The 15964-nt window shown below is 73.6% G+C and carries 13 protein-coding genes; 7 read left to right on the top strand and 6 right to left on the bottom strand.

Annotation, left to right across the window (positions count from 1 at the left end):
* Nucleotides 1–238: 238 nt before the first annotated feature.
* The 3 genes from IE118_RS19505 to IE118_RS19495 all read right to left on the bottom strand — a co-directional run bounded on the left by IE118_RS19505 (nucleotide 239) and on the right by IE118_RS19495 (nucleotide 2903).
* Nucleotides 239–1351: a HAMP domain-containing sensor histidine kinase gene (locus tag IE118_RS19505; protein WP_189559247.1), complete on the bottom strand. Its 1113-nt coding sequence runs from the start codon at nucleotides 1349–1351 to the stop codon at nucleotides 239–241.
* Nucleotides 1348–2088 (bottom strand): response regulator transcription factor, encoded by a 741-nt coding sequence (locus tag IE118_RS19500; RefSeq protein WP_189559246.1) that lies wholly within the window; start codon nucleotides 2086–2088, stop codon nucleotides 1348–1350. Before IE118_RS19500 ends, IE118_RS19505 begins: the two co-directional genes overlap by 4 nt.
* Before the next feature lie 125 nt (nucleotides 2089–2213).
* Nucleotides 2214–2903, bottom strand: a complete 690-nt coding sequence (locus tag IE118_RS19495) for a spermidine synthase family protein (protein ID WP_189559245.1) — start codon at nucleotides 2901–2903, stop codon at nucleotides 2214–2216.
* A 150-nt stretch (nucleotides 2904–3053) separates the two neighbouring features.
* On the opposite strand from IE118_RS19495, the gene lon reads away from it, so the two are divergent.
* Nucleotides 3054–5468, top strand: a complete 2415-nt coding sequence (gene lon / locus IE118_RS19490) for an endopeptidase La (RefSeq protein WP_189559244.1) — start codon at nucleotides 3054–3056, stop codon at nucleotides 5466–5468.
* Nucleotides 5469–5539: 71 nt separating this feature from the next.
* On the opposite strand, the gene IE118_RS19485 is transcribed toward lon, so the two are convergent.
* Entirely contained in the window at nucleotides 5540–6364 is an 825-nt protein-coding gene (locus IE118_RS19485; protein WP_189559243.1) for a lysozyme, read from the bottom strand.
* Nucleotides 6365–6620: 256 nt separating this feature from the next.
* Between IE118_RS19485 and IE118_RS19480 the strand changes: the two genes are divergently transcribed.
* Nucleotides 6621–7115: a MarR family winged helix-turn-helix transcriptional regulator gene (locus IE118_RS19480; protein ID WP_189559242.1), complete on the top strand. Its 495-nt coding sequence runs from the start codon at nucleotides 6621–6623 to the stop codon at nucleotides 7113–7115.
* A gap of 28 nt (nucleotides 7116–7143) precedes the next feature.
* Here IE118_RS19480 and IE118_RS19475 read toward each other — a convergent pair whose 3' ends face one another.
* Nucleotides 7144–7938, bottom strand: a complete 795-nt coding sequence (locus IE118_RS19475) for a protein phosphatase 2C domain-containing protein (protein WP_189559241.1) — start codon at nucleotides 7936–7938, stop codon at nucleotides 7144–7146.
* Nucleotides 7939–8333: 395 nt separating this feature from the next.
* On the opposite strand from IE118_RS19475, the gene IE118_RS19470 reads away from it, so the two are divergent.
* Genes IE118_RS19470 through IE118_RS19450 form a run of 5 tightly spaced genes read left to right on the top strand, consistent with a single transcriptional unit; the run spans nucleotide 8334 to nucleotide 14759 of the window.
* Nucleotides 8334–11924 (top strand): sensor histidine kinase, encoded by a 3591-nt coding sequence (locus IE118_RS19470; protein ID WP_189559240.1) that lies wholly within the window; start codon nucleotides 8334–8336, stop codon nucleotides 11922–11924.
* Nucleotides 11921–12424: a roadblock/LC7 domain-containing protein gene (locus IE118_RS19465; RefSeq protein WP_189559239.1), complete on the top strand. Its 504-nt coding sequence runs from the start codon at nucleotides 11921–11923 to the stop codon at nucleotides 12422–12424. The genes IE118_RS19470 and IE118_RS19465 overlap by 4 nt, the downstream gene beginning before the upstream one ends.
* Nucleotides 12421–12852 carry a DUF742 domain-containing protein gene (locus tag IE118_RS19460; RefSeq protein WP_189559238.1) on the top strand — a complete coding sequence of 144 codons (432 nt, stop codon included), beginning with the start codon at nucleotides 12421–12423 and terminating at the stop codon, nucleotides 12850–12852. The genes IE118_RS19465 and IE118_RS19460 overlap by 4 nt, the downstream gene beginning before the upstream one ends.
* Nucleotides 12833–13471, top strand: a complete 639-nt coding sequence (locus tag IE118_RS19455; protein ID WP_189559237.1) for a GTP-binding protein — start codon at nucleotides 12833–12835, stop codon at nucleotides 13469–13471. Before IE118_RS19460 ends, IE118_RS19455 begins: the two co-directional genes overlap by 20 nt.
* A 34-nt stretch (nucleotides 13472–13505) precedes the next feature.
* Nucleotides 13506–14759 carry a styrene monooxygenase/indole monooxygenase family protein gene (locus IE118_RS19450; RefSeq protein ID WP_189559236.1) on the top strand — a complete coding sequence of 418 codons (1254 nt, stop codon included), beginning with the start codon at nucleotides 13506–13508 and terminating at the stop codon, nucleotides 14757–14759.
* Here IE118_RS19450 and IE118_RS19445 read toward each other — a convergent pair.
* Nucleotides 14732–15895 carry a C40 family peptidase gene (locus IE118_RS19445; protein ID WP_189559235.1) on the bottom strand — a complete coding sequence of 388 codons (1164 nt, stop codon included), beginning with the start codon at nucleotides 15893–15895 and terminating at the stop codon, nucleotides 14732–14734. The genes IE118_RS19450 and IE118_RS19445 overlap by 28 nt on opposite strands.
* Between the last annotated feature and the right edge of the window lie 69 nt (nucleotides 15896–15964).

Raw genomic sequence — 15964 nt, 5'->3', positions numbered from 1 at the left:
CTACGCCCCCCGGAGCGAGAAGGTCAGGCCGGGCCCGTTCATCGTCGTGTAAGTCACATCCTTGCGCGTGTTTCGGCGCATGAAATGGCGGGAAACAAGCGGGGTTCCGGTTCTCCGGGCGGCTTTCGGCATCGCTCGGCCATCGCCCGGCGCGCAGTCCGCGCGGGCCTGTGCCTGATCACACGTGTCCGTCAGCGCGGACACGGATGGATCTTTCGGCTCCGCTTCGAACTTTACGTCAACTTGGTACGGATGGAGTTCCCGGAAGAGTGATGCGAATCCGGCAGCCCCGCTCGGATTCGGCCACTCCGATCCGGCCGCCGTGCAGATCGACGGCCCAGCGGGCGATCGCGAGGCCGAGACCGGTGCCGCCGTCGCTGCCCGGGCCGTGCGGCCGGTTGACGTTGCCGCGGTTGAACCGCTCGAAGACCCGGTGCCACTCGGTGCGCGGGATGCCCGGCCCCTCGTCCAGCACCTCCAGCTCCAGCGAGTCGGGCCGGTCGCCGCGCCGCGCCCGGACCGTCACCCTGCCGTGCGGCGGACTGTGCTTGACCGCGTTGTCGATCAGGTTGGCGACGACCTGGTGGATGCGCTCCGGGTCGGCGTGCGCGGTGAGCTCCGGCGGCGACACGTCGAGGTGCAGGTGGACGTCCGTACGGGTGTGGCTGCCGGACCCGGAGGCCATGCCCGCGCGGGCGGAGGCGACCATGTTGGCCTCCTTGAGCACCCCCGACAGGTACGGCCACACCTCGAAGCGGCGCGTCTTCAGCGGCACGACCCCGTTGTCCAGGCGGGACAGGTCGAGGAGCGTCTCCACCAGGCGCCCCAGCCGCTCGGTCTGCTTCAGGGCCGTGCGCATCGTCTCGGGGTCGGCCTGGGTCACGCCGTCGACGATGTTCTCCAGCACCGCGCGCAGTCCCGCGATGGGGGTGCGCAGCTCGTGCGAGACGTTGGCGACCAGTTCCTTGCGCTGGCGGTCCTGCGCCTCCAGCTCGTCCGCCATGACGTTGATGGTCTGGGCCAGGTCGCCCAGCTCGTCCCGGCGGTTCTCCCGCACCCGGCGGGTGTAGTCGCCGTGCGAGATGGAGCGGGCCACGGCGTTCATGTCGTCCAGGGGCGCGGTGAGCGAGTGCGCCACGAACTGGGTGATGAGCAGGGTGGCGATCATCGAGAAGACCGTGATGAAGCGCAGCTCCGTCTTGGTGTGCACGGCGATCACCGACAGCCCGGTGGTGATCAGGACCGAGACGACGACCAGTGCGCCGAGCTTGGTGTTGATCGAGAACGGGCGTACCCCGCCCCAGGGCCACGACCCTCCGGGACCCCCGCGTCCGGCCGGCCCGCCGCTCATGGCGTCGGCGTCTCCAGGGCGTAGCCCACACCGTGCACGGTGCGGATGCGCTCGGCGCCGATCTTCCGGCGCAGCGCCTTGATGTGGCTGTCGACGGTGCGGGTGCCGGAGGCGTCCGCCCAGTCCCACACCTCGGCCAGCAGCTGCTCGCGGGAGAGCACCGCCCGGGGCGTGTTCGCCAGGCACACCAGGAGGTCGAACTCGGTGGGCGTCAGGTGGACGTCCTCGCTGCGCACGCGCACCCTGCGCTGCGCGTGGTCGATCTCCAGTTCGCCCAGGCGCAGGATGCCACTGCGCGGGGTGGTGGCCGCCAGGGCCGCGCGCTCCATGCGGCGCAGCAGCACGTGCACGCGCGCCGCCAGTTCCCGCATGGAGAACGGCTTGGTCATGTAGTCGTCGGCGCCGACGCCGAGACCGACCAGCATGTCCGTCTCGTCGTCCCGCGCGGTGAGCATCATGACCGGCACCGGCCGCTGGGCCTGCACGCGCCGGCAGACCTCCAGGCCGTCGAAGCCGGGCAGCATGATGTCGAGGATCAGCAGGTCGGGCTGCCAGGCCTCCGCCGTGTCCACCGCTGACGGGCCGTCGCCCGCCGTTTGCACCAGGAACCCTTCGGCGCGCAGGCGGGTCGCGATGGCGTCCACGATCGTCGCGTCGTCCTCGACCACCAGGATCCGGCGCTGTGCGCCCGGTGTGGTCGTCGCCGTGCCGTTGTGGGAGGTCTGTGTCTGCTCCATCGCCCGCCCCTGAGGTGTGCTTTTTCCGGAATCCGTGGGGTGATCCGTCGTCTGCGCATCACTGCGATTGACGCTTGAATGATCCGTGTCAGGGCAGCAGCGTACGGGGATCCACCTCGGCTTTGCTATCCAGGGCGGACGCCGATGTGGACGGCGTCCGGAACGCCCCGGGCAACGGGGATCTCTTCGGTACGCACCTGCCGGAACCCGGCATTCCGCAAGGTTCCCTCGAATTCCGGGGACGGCCGCGCGGACCAGACCGCGAGCACCCCGCCCGGATTCAACACCCGTGCGCAGGCCGTGAGTCCGGCGTGCGCGTAGAGGCCCCCGTTGTCCTCGGTGACGGTCCAGCCGGGCCCGTTGTCGATGTCGAGGCACAGCGCGTCGAACGTGTCGCACGTCTCATGGACGTAGGCGACGAGGTCGGTCTCGACGATCTCCGTGCGGGGGTCGGCGAGGGCCCGCGCGGAGAGCCCGGCCAGCGGTCCCGTGCGGTGCCACTCGACGACGGCCGGCTCGCGCTCCACCACGGTGATCCGCCCCCACCGGGACTGTCCCGCCGCGTGGGCCAGCGAGAACCCCACCCCGAGGCCCCCGATCAGCACCCGCGGACCCGTCACGCGGGCGTCGAGCGCGGCCAGGGCGGCGTCGACCAGCAGCCGCTCCGAACGGCCGTCGGAGGTGTCCATCAGGAAGCAGCCGTTGGCGATGATCTGGAGCAGGCCGCCGTGCCTGCGCAGCACGACCTCGCCGTAGGGGCCCTCGCGGCGGTCCAGGATCTCGGGAGGCTCGGGAATGTCGTACGGGGCGGACATGCGTTCATCCTGGCAGTTCCCGTTCCGCGGCGGCCGGGACTCCGGGACCCCGGAGCGATGATCGCTGAGAGCGAACGCGGCCCCGGGAACATTCGGCGGCTCCCCTGCATTGAGTCGGCATAGCTCAACTTGACTGCCGAAGGGGAGATCATGGCTGCTGAGTCCACACCGCTCGCCCTGCCTGTGCTGCCGCTCGACGACGAGGTCGTGCTGCCCGGGATGGTGGTTCCGCTGGACCTGAGCGATTCCGAGGTGCGCGCCGCGGTGGAGGCCGCCCAGGCCGCCGCCCGCACCGAACCGGGCAAGCCCCGGGTGCTCCTGGTGCCACGCGTGGACGGGACCTACGCCGGTACCGGCGTGCTGGGCACGGTCGAGCAGGTCGGCCGGCTGGCCGACGGCGACCCCGGCGCCCTGATCCGCGGCCGGGACCGCGTGCGCATCGGCGCCGGGACGACCGGGCCGGGCGCCGCCCTGTGGGTGGAGGGCACGCGGATCGACGAGACCGTGCCCGAGCCGCTTCCCGGACACGTGAGCGAACTCGTCAAGGAGTACAAGGCGCTCGCCACCGCCTGGCTGCGCAAGCGCGGTGCCTGGCAGGTCGTGGACCGCGTCCAGGCCATCGACGACGTCTCCGCGCTCGCCGACAACTCCGGCTACTCGCCGTTCCTGACCACCGACCAGAAGGTCGCCCTGCTGGAGACCACCGACCCGGTGGCCCGGCTGAAGCTCGCCACCCAGCAGCTGCGCGACCACCTCGCCGAGCAGGACGTGGCCGAGACCATCGCCAAGGACGTCCAGGAGGGCGTCGACAAGCAGCAGCGCGAGTTCCTGCTGCGCCGCCAGCTGGAGGCCGTCCGCAAGGAGCTGCGCGAGCTCAACGGCGAGCAGGAGGGCGAGGAGTCCGACGACTACCGCGCCCGCGTCGAGGCGGCCGACCTGCCGGAGAAGGTCCGTGAGGCCGCCCTGAAGGAGGTCGACAAGCTGGAGCGCTCCTCCGACCAGTCACCTGAGGGCTCCTGGATCCGCACCTGGCTCGACACGGTCCTGGAGATGCCGTGGAACGAGCGCACCGAGGACGCCTACGACATCAGGGGCGCCCAGGCGGTCCTGGACGCCGAGCACGCGGGCCTGGCGGACGTGAAGGAGCGCATCACCGAGTACCTGGCGGTGCGCAAGCGGCGCGGCGACCGGGGTCTCGGGGTGGTCGGCGGGCGGCGCGGCGGCGCCGTGCTCGCCCTCGTCGGCCCGCCCGGCGTCGGCAAGACCAGCCTCGGTGAGTCCGTGGCCCACGCGATGGGCCGCACGTTCGTCCGCGTCGCCCTCGGCGGCGTCCGCGACGAGGCCGAGATCCGCGGCCACCGCCGCACCTACGTCGGCGCGCTGCCCGGCCGCATCGTGCGGGCGATCAAGGAGGCCGGTTCCATGAACCCGGTCGTCCTGCTCGACGAGATCGACAAGGTGGGCTCGGACTTCCGGGGCGACCCGGCCGCCGCCCTGCTGGAGGTCCTCGACCCGGCGCAGAACCACACCTTCCGGGACCACTACCTGGAGGTCGAGCTCGACCTGTCCGACGTCGTCTTCCTCGCCACGGCCAACGTCCTCGAAGCCATCCCGGAGGCCCTGCTGGACCGCATGGAGCTGGTCCGCCTCGACGGCTACACCGAGGACGAGAAGGTCGTCATCGCCCGTGACCACCTGCTCCCGCGCCAGCTGGAGCGCGCCGGTCTCGGCGGGGACGAGGTGACGATCGACGAGGGCGCGCTGCGCAGGCTGGCCGGCGAGTACACGCGCGAGGCGGGCGTGCGCACCCTGGAGCGGTCCGTCGCGCGGCTGCTGCGCAAGGTGGCCGCCCAGCACGAACTGGGCGAGCGGGAGCTGCCCTTCACGGTGACCGCGGACGACCTGCGGGATCTGATCGGCCGGCCGCACCACGTGCCCGAGTCCGCCCAGGACCCGTCCGAGCGCCGCACCGCCGTCCCCGGTGTCGCCACCGGACTCGCGGTGACCGGCGCCGGCGGGGACGTCCTCTACGTGGAGGCGTCCCTGGCCGACCCGGAGACGGGCGCCTCGGGGCTCACCCTGACGGGCCAGCTGGGTGACGTGATGAAGGAGTCGGCGCAGATCGCGCTGAGCTTCCTGCGCAGCCACGGCGCCGAGCTGGAGCTGCCGGTGGGCGACCTCAGGGACCGGGGCGTGCACATCCACTTCCCGGCGGGCGCGGTGCCCAAGGACGGCCCGAGCGCGGGTGTCACCATGACCACCGCCCTGGCCTCGCTGCTCTCCGGCCGGCTGGTGCGCACCGATGTGGCGATGACCGGCGAGGTCTCGCTGACCGGGCGGGTGCTGCCGATCGGCGGCGTGAAGCAGAAGCTGCTCGCCGCGCACCGCGCGGGGATCACCACGGTGGTCATCCCCAAGCGCAACGAACCCGACCTGGACGACGTCCCGGCGGAGGTGCTGGACACGCTCGACGTCCACGCCGTCACCGACGTCCGCCAGGTCCTGGAGCTGGCCCTGTCGCCGGCCGTGAACGGCGCGGCGCCGGAGGTTCCGGTCGCGGCGTGACGAGCGACCGGTTCGGGGAGGCCCGGGTCCCGTGACGGAGGCCCGGGCCTCTCCCGTGCCCGCGGGGCGGATCAGCCGGCCGCGAAGGCGCGCAGCCGGTCCAGGGTGCCGTTGAAGCGGTCGTGGTCGCCGACGGTCGGACCGGTCGAGGTGTACTGCCACATGGTGTACGTGGTCCAGCCGGCGGGCAGTTCGCCCACGGTGGAGGCGTACCGGGCCACCCACAGCGGAGTGGTGGAGGCGAAGCCGGCGTAGTTGCCGGTGCACTGCTTCCACCAGCTGGTCGCCGTGTAGATGACGGCGTCACGGCCGGTGCGGGCCCGGTACTGGTCCAGGAAGTCGCGGATCCAGCTCACCATCGAGGACGCGGACTTGCCGTAGCAGGCGTCGCCGTAGGGGTTCCACTCGATGTCCAGCACGCCCGGCAGGGTCCGTCCGTCGGCGGACCAGGCGCCGCCGCGGTCCACGAAGAAGTCGGCCTGGGCGGCGCCGCTCGCGGTGTCGGGGGTCGCGAAGTGGTACGCGCCGCGGACCATGCCGACGTCGTAGGAGCCGTTGTACTGCTGGGCGTGGTACGGGTTGGTGTAGTACGTGCCCTCCGTGGCCTTGGCGTAGGCCCAGCGGACCCCGCTGTTCCACAGGGTCGGCCAGGCGACGTTGCCCTGGTGGCTGGAGACGTCCACGCCCTCCGTCTGGGTGGACCGGGCGGTGGGGACGCCGCTCTGGCCGTCGTGGGCGATCACGCCCATGCCCATGTGGGCGGAGCCGCGTGGCGGCACGGTGGGGGAGGCGCCGTCCGCGGCGGCCGTGCCGGGGAGGGTGAGGAGCGCGAGCAGGACCGCCCCGGCGGCCGAGAGCGCTGACGAACGGGTGAGGCCGGATCTGAGCACAGGCATGACGCATCTCCGAAAGGTCGGTGGGGGCGAACCCGGAATGTGACCCACATCCCATGTAGTGGGCATGCCACGTGGTCGCCTGGTAGAGACAGGGCGCGCGTGGATCACGGCGGCGGGCGGAACGGCCTCCCCGCCGGGGCGGGGGAGGCGCCTCCCACTGCCGTTGGTCTACGCCTGCGAAATACTGGTGGAGCCGCGTCGACGTCGCCACTTGGCGGGACACGGACCGAGCGGGAAGACCGAGGCAGGGGCAGACGTGCACGAAGACGGAAACGGCGGCGGGGACCGTGCCGCCTCCCCGGGACCCGGGGCCGATGTGGAACAGCCCGGATTCCTCGCGCTGGAACGCGAGTTGACCGTCCTGCTGCGCCGCGCCCGGGCCAGTCAGGGGGAGATGGCCCGCGCGGTCCACCCCGACCTGGAGCCGTCCGCCTACGGGCTGCTGGTCCGTCTGGATGAGTGCGGGGCGCAGCGGGCCACCGAGCTCGCCGGCTACATCGGCGTCGGCAAGGCGACCATGTCCCGCCAGCTGCGCGCGCTGGAGGAGCTCGGCCTCGTCGCCCGCGAGCCGGACCCCGCCGACGGCCGCGCCTGGCTGGTCGCCCTCACCGAGGAGGGGCAGCGGCGGGTGGGCGTGGTCCGCGAGGCCCGCCGCGCCCGGTACGCCGGCCGGCTCGCCGACTGGGACCCGGCGGAGGTCACCGAACTCGCCCGGCTGCTGAACCAGCTCAACCGGGGCATGGAGCGGTGACGGCGCGGGGCGCGGCCGGGGAGCACCGCTACCGGGCCGCCAGCTCCGCGTGGACCACCGTCGCGTCGTCGTGCGTCTTGCCCCGGCGCGGCGTCCTGCGGGCCGCGTCCGCCCGCTCCAGCTCCCGCACCCGGTCCACCAGGGCCCGCGAGCCCTCCGCGCGGATCAGGGCGAGGCAGTCCGCCCAGTCGCCCTCGTGGAACCTCTCCACCCAGCGGGCCGCGCCGTCCGTCAGCGCCGTCAGGGTGCGCACCTCGCCGCGCGGCAGCGAACCGGTGACCGCGCGGGACGCCACCGAGGGGTCCGCCGCCGCGGTGAAGAAACCGCCCTCCCTGTTGCGCAGCGTGCTGTCCACCAGGGCGTGGGTCGCCAGGGCCGAGCGCGGCAGCCGGTCCAGCCGGTCGTCGAGGAGCGGGGTGACCGCCCCGTCCGGGGACTCGGCCAGCAGCACCGAGTCGGACAGCACCAGGTACTCCACCGAGACCGGTGACCAGCGGGCCAGCACCACCGTTGCCTGCGGCGTACGAGGGTGAGAAAGGTCACAGGTTGCCGCGTGGCTCCCGGCGGTACGCGCGAGGGCGCGGGAGAGCGTCTCCGTGAGGGGAACATCCGGGAGGGAAACGGCCAGTTCGGTCAGCGCGCCGCCCAGCCGGGCGGTGAACCACGGCACCGAATGCAGACAGCCGCCCCCGTCGCCCGGCGGTGTGACCCCGTCCAGTACCACGAGTGAGCCGCCCCGCCCGGAAGCCGGGAGGGCGACGCCCGCGAAGTCCTCGTTGGGGCGGTCCGGATCACCGGGTTCCGAAACAAGCTCCGTACGCATCCGGCCAGTCTGCACGAGCTCTCCACAAGGAGCGCAGGAGACGGGCAACGGTCGCCGGATCCCCGCAGTCGTGCAGGTCAGACGCCTGGTTTGGGACGTATTGCAGCGCTCCGGGAAGACGTGGCGGCGAATATTGCCACCGCCCGCCGCAGACGTCCAACCGGCGTACCGCGCCGGACGGCTGTGCGGCGCGGCGGAACTTGCTCCCCAACTCACCTCCGGGGTTCACTCCTTCGAGTGGCGGGTCAGGTGATGCGCATCCACTGTCCACGGGCACTGGGAGGGTCGGGGAGCGATGGGGGCGCCTCGCTGCCCGAGCGCGGTCAGCGGCTCGGGACGACCGCCCGCACCCGTTGACGGAGCGTCACCCGGGCCCACGGGTACACGAGTCAGGAATGCGAGCACCGGTGCAGAAGACGCGGCCTCGTCGCAAAGGCAAGCAGACGGCCCCCGCGGGGGACGCGGAGCAGAAGCCCACCGTCGGCAGGGGCCGCCCCACCCACGTACGCAACCGGCTCATCGTCGCCGTGGCCGTGGTGGCCGCCGCGATCGCCGGCGCCGGGGCACCCTCCGTGATCGCCGCCTCCGGGCAGCTCCACGACTCCCAGAACCTGGTGACCCTCGCCGAGCGGACCCAGGACGCCCTCGCGCTCGCCCACTCCCTCGCCGACGAGCGCGACGAGGTCGTCCCCTACATCGCCGCGGGCCGGCCCGAGTCCAAGGCGCCCTCGGAGGAGCACAGCGCCCGGGTCGACCGGCAGGTGGAGGAACTGCGCGCCGACACCGACACCTCGGAGGCGCTGCGCGAGGAGCTCGACGCCGTCGCGGCCGTACGGCGCGCGGCGCTCACGGGCAAGACCAGCGCGCTCGAAGCGCACCAGGCGTACTCCACCGCGGTCAACCAGCTGCACCGGCTGGCCGGGCGGCTGGCGGAGCGGACCCCGCCCCGGGCCGGCTCCGGGGCGCACGCCCTCGCCGAGCTGGACGCCGCCGTCCAGCAGGCCGCCGCCACCCGCGGACTGCTGCTCGCCGCGCTCACCGTGCCGCGCGGCACCGAGACCGTGATCGACCCGATCACCGGCCTGCCCAGCACGTCCACCTCCTTCTCGGACGCCGACGCCGAGCAGCGCGACGAGCTGACCGCCGCCGCGCTCCAGGCCCGGCTGCGCTCCGACGCCGCCCTCGCCGACTTCCGCGAGGCCGCGCCCGCGAGCGCCCGCACCTCCTACGACGCCACGGTCAACGGCCCGGAGGTCGACGCCGCCGAGAAGTACCTCGCGCGCCTCACCGACCGGCCGACCCTCTCCGACTCCGAACTCGACACCAGCACCAAGAAGCTGCGGGCCGCGCTCACCGCGCGGATCGAGACGATGCGCGGCGCGGAGTTCGCGCTCTTCGACCAGCGCGCCAAGGACCTCGCCCAGCTCCGCGACGACGACGTCACCGAGCTGGAGATCCGGATCGCCGCCCTCGGCGCCCTGATGCTGCTCGCGGTCGGGGTCGCCACGGCCATGGCCCGCACGCTCACCCGTCCGCTGTCCGTACTGCGCCGGGGTTCCGCGCGGCTCGCCGAGGCGGAGGACCCCGCCGGCCAGGAACCGGTCGCCTTCACCGGCCGCAACGACGAGTTCGCCCAGGTCGTCCGCTCCGTCAACGCCCTGCACGCGCACGCGGCCCGGCTCGCCGAGCGGATCGCCACCCTGGAGGCCGACCGCAAGCACCTCGTCGGCCAGCGGCAGAAGATGGCCGACGCCCGCGAGGAACTGCGCACCGAACTGGCCGAGTCGACGGCCCACCTGGAACGGCTGCGCGCCGGCATCGGCGGCACCTTCGTCAATCTCGCCCTGCGCACCCTCGGGCTGGTGGAGCGTCAGCTCGGCGTGATCGAGAGCCTCGAGGAGCGCGAGGACGACCCCGACCGGCTCGCCACCCTCTTCAAGCTCGACCACTTCGCCACCGTCATGCGCCGGCACAGCGAGAACCTCCTCGTCCTCGCCGGTACCGAGCAGGGCCGGCACACGGCGGGACCCGTCCCGCTCGTCGACGTCGTACGGGCCGCGGTCAGCGAGATCGAGCGCTACGACCGGGTCCGGATCGCCGCGCTGCCGCCGCACGCGCACATCGCCGGGTTCGCGGCGGACGACCTGTCCCACCTGCTCGCCGAGCTGATGGAGAACGCCACGTCGTTCTCCCCGCCCGACCTGCCCGTCGAGGTGTCCGGCTGGCTGCTGGAGAACGGCGAGGTCATGCTCTCCGTCCAGGACGAGGGCATCGGCATGGCGGCCGACCGGCTGGAACGGCTCAACGCCCGCCTGTCCGAGTTCGACCCGGAGACCACGTACGACACGGAGGGCGAGGACGGTCTCGGGCTCGGCCTGTACGTCGTGGCCCGGCTCGCCCACCGGCACGGTGTCCGGGTGCGGCTGCGCGAGCAGAAGCAGGGCGGCATCGCGGCGGTCGTCGTCCTCCCCGACCCCCTGCTGGCCCCGGCCACCCCCACCGCCGTCCCCGCCTCGGTCCCCGGCGCCTCCCACACCGTCTCCCTGCCGGGCGCGGACGCCGAGGCCAACTCCAACGTCCTGCACGGCCGCACCCAGTCCGGCGACCCGCTGGTCGCCCTCGCGGAGCGGGCGGTGGAGGGCGCGGCACCGGGGGCGGGCCCGGCGGACGACCTCCCGCCCGGCGGGGTGGACGGTCCCGCGGAGGACCACGACGACGCCCTCGCCCCCGGACGCGAGGGCGGGCCCGGGAAGGACCGGGCGGACGCGGAGGACCACGGCCCCGACGCCGCCACGGGTGACACCGGGGGCTCCGCACCGGCCCCTGCGGACGCTCCCGCCGAGGACCGTGCCGGCGGTGCCGTGTCGGGCCGTGACGAGCCGTCCGCGCCCGGGCCCGCCCAGGACGCCGCCGACGCCGGACACGCGGACCAGGCGGCCCGCGCGCAAGCGCCCGCGGGCACGGACGGAGCCCCGCAGGGCCGCGAGGCCGACGCCCCCGCCGGCCACCCCGGGACGGCCGAGCCGTCCGACGGTGCCGCGGGAGACGAGGGCGCGGGCGCGCCACCGGAGCGGCCGGCCGAGACGACGATGGAACTGCTGATCCCGGCTCAGCCGGATCCGGCCGCACCGGTACCCCCGTCCTCGGCCGCAGATCAGGCGAGCCCCCGGGACACGGAGCCCGGCACGGCAGCCGGCGCCGGGACGCGGACCACCGGCACGGAGCCGTCCGGTTCCGGCGGCGGCCCGGACGTCGCGGCCGCGCACCCTGCCACCGCCGAGGCGGAGACCGCGCGCCCGGGCGCCGGCCACGAGCCCGCGAGCGAGATCCGGGGCCCCTCGCGGCCCGCCGGGACCGGGGCCGTGCCCGCGGACCCCGGGCACGGGTCCGGCACCGGGTCCGCCGCCGGAGAGGTCCGGCCCGCCGAGGGCGTGAGCCCGGGCGCCGGGCACGCGTCCGTGCCGGGCCCCGCGCGGCCCGCCGACGCCGATGACGTGAACGGGGGTGCCGGGCACGGGTTCGGCGACGAGCCGGTGGCCGGGGTCACCCGGCACGCCGGCGGTGTCCGTCCCGGCGGTGGGCACGGGACCGGGGACGAGCCGGTTCCCGGGGCTCCGCGGCCGGCCGGGGACGCACGTCCCGGGGCCGGGGACGTACCCCCGCCTCCCCGCGCGGACGCGCAGCCGCCGCGGCCGGAGCACGCGCGTGTCGCGGACGAGGGCCCCGTCACCGCCAAGGGGCTGCCCAAGCGCACCCCGAAGATCAGCGCGCCCGTCGCCGCCCCGCGCCCCCGTGCGGGGTCCGTGGACGCCGAGGCGCTGCGCCGCAGGCTGGGCGGGTTCCGTCAGGGGGCGGACGCCGGCCGCCGGGACGTCGAGGCGGAGATGGCCGAGCGGTCCCGCACCGGCCGCCACCAGCAGCCGGACGGCACCGGCGCACCATCCGAAGAAGCCACGGGGGGCACCGTCGAGGAGGCAAGCAGTTGACCGCGCCCAGTACCTTCGGACTGAGCAGTGAGGCCCGCAACCTGCACTGGCTGCTGACCAACCTCGTCGAGGAGGTGCCCGGCATCCTCTCCGTCGCGGTGGTCTCCTCCGACGGGCTGCTGCTGCTCTCCTCCGACGACCACCGCAACGCACAGGCCCGCGACGAGCGCGGCGCCACCCGCACCGGACCGCGCGGCTCCGCCGCCGACCTCGCCACCGTCGTCTCCGGCATCGGCAGCCTCACCGTCGGCGCGTCCAAGCTGATGGACTTCGGCCCGGTCAAACACACGATGGTCGCCATGGACGAGGGCAGCCTCTTCGTGATGTCGATCAGCGACGGCTCGCTGCTCGGCGTGCACGGTGCCGCCGACTGCGACATGAGCGTGGTGGCGTACCACATGGCCCTGTTCGTCGGCCGCGCCGGCCATGTGCTGACCCCCGAGCTCCGCAGCGAGCTGCGCCAGAACCTGGAGACCGAGTCCACCGGGAGCCCCCGATGAGCAGCAAGTCCAGGAAACACCTGCCGGTGCGCGGCGGTGACCGCAAACCCGCCCGGGTCCGGCCCTACTCGCTCACCGGCGGCCGTACCCGCTTCGGTCACGTCCTCCTCGTCGAGACGTTCGTCGGCGCTACAACCGGCACCGCCGCCCTCGAAGCCGCGCAGGAGCGCAAGGAGCTGACGAGCGGGGGCCTGACCTCCCGGGTGATGCCGGAGATGCGGGCCATCGTCGAACTGTGCCGCCGCATGCGCACGGTGGCCGAGATCGCCGCGCTGCTGAGGATGCCGCTCGGTGTGGTCCGCGTGCTCCTCAGCGATCTCGCGGACCAGGGAAAGATCCGTGTCTACGGAACGGGAACCGGCCACGGCACGGGCCGCCCGGACCGCGCGTTGCTGGAAAGGGTGCTGAGTGGACTCCGCCGTCTCTGACGTCGCTCACGGCGTCTCCCCGCTCGTCGAAGAGGACGAGCCCGCGCTGCCCTGGCAGACGGACCGCACCCGCGCGCCGATCGCCACGAAGATAGTGGTGGCGGGCGGGTTCGGCGTCGGCAAGACCACGCTCGTCACCACCGTCTCGGAGATCACGCCCCTGCGGACCGAGGCGCTGATGACCGAGGCGAGCGCGGACACCGACGACCTCACCGCCACGCCGGACAAGCTCACCACCACCGTGGCCATGGACTTCGGCCGCATCACGCTCGACGACGACCTGGTGCTGTACCTCTTCGGCACCCCCGGTCAGCAGCGGTTCTGGTTCATGTGGGACGACCTGGTGCGCGGCGCGATCGGCGCCGTCGTCATGGCGGACACCCGGCGGCTGAAGGACTGCTGGCCGGCGCTGGACTACTTCGAGAGCTGCGGACTGCCGTACGTCGTCGCGGTCAACCACTTCGACGGCAGCGAGCAGTTCGACGCCGAGGACGTGCGGGAGGCGCTGACGATCCCCGCGCACATACCTGTCATGATCATGGACGCGCGCCGTCGGATCTCGGCCATCGAGACCCTCCTGTCCCTCGTGGGCCACGCGCTCGACGAAACCCCCGAGTAATCCCCGAGCAACCCCCCTTTGGAGCGTCCCCCGCATGCGGAAGATACTCGTCGTCGGAGCCGGACAGTCCGGTCTCCAGCTCGCCCTCGGCCTCCAGTCGCACGGGTACGAGGTCACCCTGATGTCCAACCGGACCGCGGACGAGATCCGCACCGGGCGGGTCATGTCGACGCAGTGCATGTTCCACACCGCCCTGCAGCACGAGCGTGATCTCCAGCTGAACTTCTGGGAGTCCCAGGCCCCGAAGATCCAGGGCCTCGGTGTCTCGGTCGCGGCCCCCGGCTCGTTCGACCCGGGGCCCTCGCAGCGCGCGATCGACTGGCTGGGCCGGCTCGACGGCTTCGCGCAGTCGGTCGACCAGCGGGTGAAGATGGCCGGCTGGATGGAGACCTTCGCCCAGCGGGGCGGACAGCTGGTCATCCACGGGGCGGCCGTCGGCGACCTCGACTACTTCTCCCGCACCTACGACCTGGTGCTCGTCTCGGCCGGCAAGGGCGAGCTGGTGCAGATGTTCGGCCGGGACGCGGAGCGCTCCCCGTACAGCGAGCCGCAGCGCGCCCTCGCCGTCGCCTACGTCCACGGCATGGGCCCGCGTCCGGAGCACCCGGACACGGAGGCGGTCCGCTGCAACCTGATCCCCGGTGTCGGCGAGATGTTCATCATGCCGACCCTCACCCTCTCGGGCCGCGCCGACATCCTGTTCTGGGAGGGCGTACCCGGTGGCCCGCTGGACGCCTTCAAGGACGTCAAGGACCCCGCCGAGCACCTCTCCCTGACCCTGGAACTCATGGAGAAGTTCCTGCCCTGGGAGTACGCGCGGGCCACCAAGGTGGAACTGACCGACGCCGGCGGCACCCTCGCCGGGCGGTACGCCCCCACCGTCCGCAACCCCGTCGGCCGGCTGCCCTCCGGCGGACTCGTCCTCGGTGTCGCCGACGTGGTCGTCGCCAACGACCCGATCACCGGCCAGGGCTCCAACTCCGCCTCGAAGTGCGCCGCCTCCTACCTCGCCTCGATCATCGAGCACGGCGAGAAGGAGTTCGACGAGGCGTGGATGCGGCAGACCTTCGACCGCTACTGGGAGACGGCCCGGCACGTCACCAAGTGGACCAACGCCATGCTCGCGCCGCCGCCGGAGCACGTCCTGAACCTGATCGGCGCGGCCGGGGAGCTCCAGCCCGTCGCCGACCGCTTCGCCAACGGGTTCAACAACCCGGCCGACTTCGAGGACTTCTTCTACGAGCCGGAGAAGACCGGCGCCTACCTGGCGGAGGTCTCGGGCGCGTAACCGGCCCGGTAGCCCTCGTCCGGCCCGTCCGTCGCCCCGGCGGGGAGCTCCGGCGGCACGTACGCCTCCAGGGGCTCCCCCTCCGGGTCGGGCCGCACGGCACCGAGCACCGGGTTCGCCGCGATCGGGGAGACCTTGACCCGCGCGCCGGGCCGGGGCGCCTGCACCACCATGCCGTCGCCGAGGTAGAGGGCCACGTGCGTGGCCTCGGGGAAGTACACGACGAGGTCCCCCGGCCGCAGGTCCGCCAGCCCGATCCGCTCCAGGTGGGCCCACTGCTCCTGGCTGGTCCGGGGGACCGGCGTCCCGGCGGCGCCCCACGCCTCGGAGGTCAGCCCCGAGCAGTCGTACGCCGCCGGCCCCTCCGCCCCCCACTCGTACGGCTTCCCGAGCTGCGCCACGGCGTACCGCACCGCCCGCTCGCCCGCCGCGGTCGGGGGCGCGCCGCCGCTGCCGAGGGCTCCGGAGGCGATCAGCTCCTCCTGCGCCTCGGCGACCCGGTCGTGCTCCAGTGCGGCCAGCGCGGCGAGCTGCTCGGCGCTCAGCGAGGCCAGCAGCTCCTCGACCTCGCGGAGCCGTTCCCGCACCTCGTCGCGCTGCTTCCTGCTCCGCTCGGTGAGGGCGCGCCGGTCGGCGAGTGCCTTGCGGGCCCGCCGGGCCAGTTCGCCGGCCGCCTTCTCCTCACCGGTGAGCCGGCCCACCGTCTCCGCCCGCTCCCGCGCCAACCGGCCGATCACATGGCCCTGTTCGAGGGCGCGCTGCGGATCGCGCGCCAGCAGCAGGCGGACGTAGGGGGAGAGACCGGTGACGCTCTGGTACTGCTGCCGGGCCAGCCGTCCGGCCTCTCCCCGGCTGTCGCTCAGGGAGGTGCGGGTGCGGGCCAGGGCGCGCTCCAGCCGCTCGGTCTCGGCGCGCTGCTCCTTCAGCCGTTCCCCGGTGGCGTTGTAGGACTCGGTGGCCTTCCCGGCCTCCCGGTACAGGGTCTGAAGCTCCGTCAGCAGTTCGGCCACGGAACGCCCGCCGGAGTCGCCCGCGCCGCCGCCCGGTTCCGGCGCGGCCGTCGCGGACGCGGGTGCGAGGGCGGTCCCGGCCGCGAGTGCCGCCGTGCACACCAGACGCAGAAGCATTCCTGACACGCCATCACCTCCGACGCGGGGCGGCCCGTCCGCTCCGCATCGCGAGCATCGGGCGGGCCGGCGCCGCCC

This window comes from Streptomyces pilosus (assembly GCF_014649835.1).
Taxonomy (GTDB): Bacteria; Actinomycetota; Actinomycetes; order Streptomycetales; family Streptomycetaceae; genus Streptomyces; species Streptomyces pilosus.
Note: the sequence above shows the minus strand (reverse complement) of the source record. Positions and strands in the feature narration are given on the sequence as shown.

Bases quoted from the DNA above. Each gene is read 5' to 3' on its own strand.
- IE118_RS19500 (WP_189559246.1), bottom strand. From the start codon at position 2,088: ATGGAGCAGACACAGACCTCCCACAACGGCACGGCGACGACCACACCG.
- IE118_RS19485 (WP_189559243.1), bottom strand. From the start codon at position 6,364: ATGCCTGTGCTCAGATCCGGCCTCACCCGTTCGTCAGCGCTCTCGGCC.
- IE118_RS19505 (WP_189559247.1), bottom strand. From the start codon at position 1,351: ATGAGCGGCGGGCCGGCCGGACGCGGGGGTCCCGGAGGGTCGTGGCCC.
- IE118_RS19450 (WP_189559236.1), top strand. From the start codon at position 13,506: ATGCGGAAGATACTCGTCGTCGGAGCCGGACAGTCCGGTCTCCAGCTC.
- IE118_RS19475 (WP_189559241.1), bottom strand. From the start codon at position 7,938: ATGCGTACGGAGCTTGTTTCGGAACCCGGTGATCCGGACCGCCCCAAC.
- lon (WP_189559244.1), top strand. From the start codon at position 3,054: ATGGCTGCTGAGTCCACACCGCTCGCCCTGCCTGTGCTGCCGCTCGAC.
- IE118_RS19460 (WP_189559238.1), top strand. From the start codon at position 12,421: ATGAGCAGCAAGTCCAGGAAACACCTGCCGGTGCGCGGCGGTGACCGC.
- IE118_RS19470 (WP_189559240.1), top strand. From the start codon at position 8,334: ATGCGAGCACCGGTGCAGAAGACGCGGCCTCGTCGCAAAGGCAAGCAG.
- IE118_RS19495 (WP_189559245.1), bottom strand. From the start codon at position 2,903: ATGTCCGCCCCGTACGACATTCCCGAGCCTCCCGAGATCCTGGACCGC.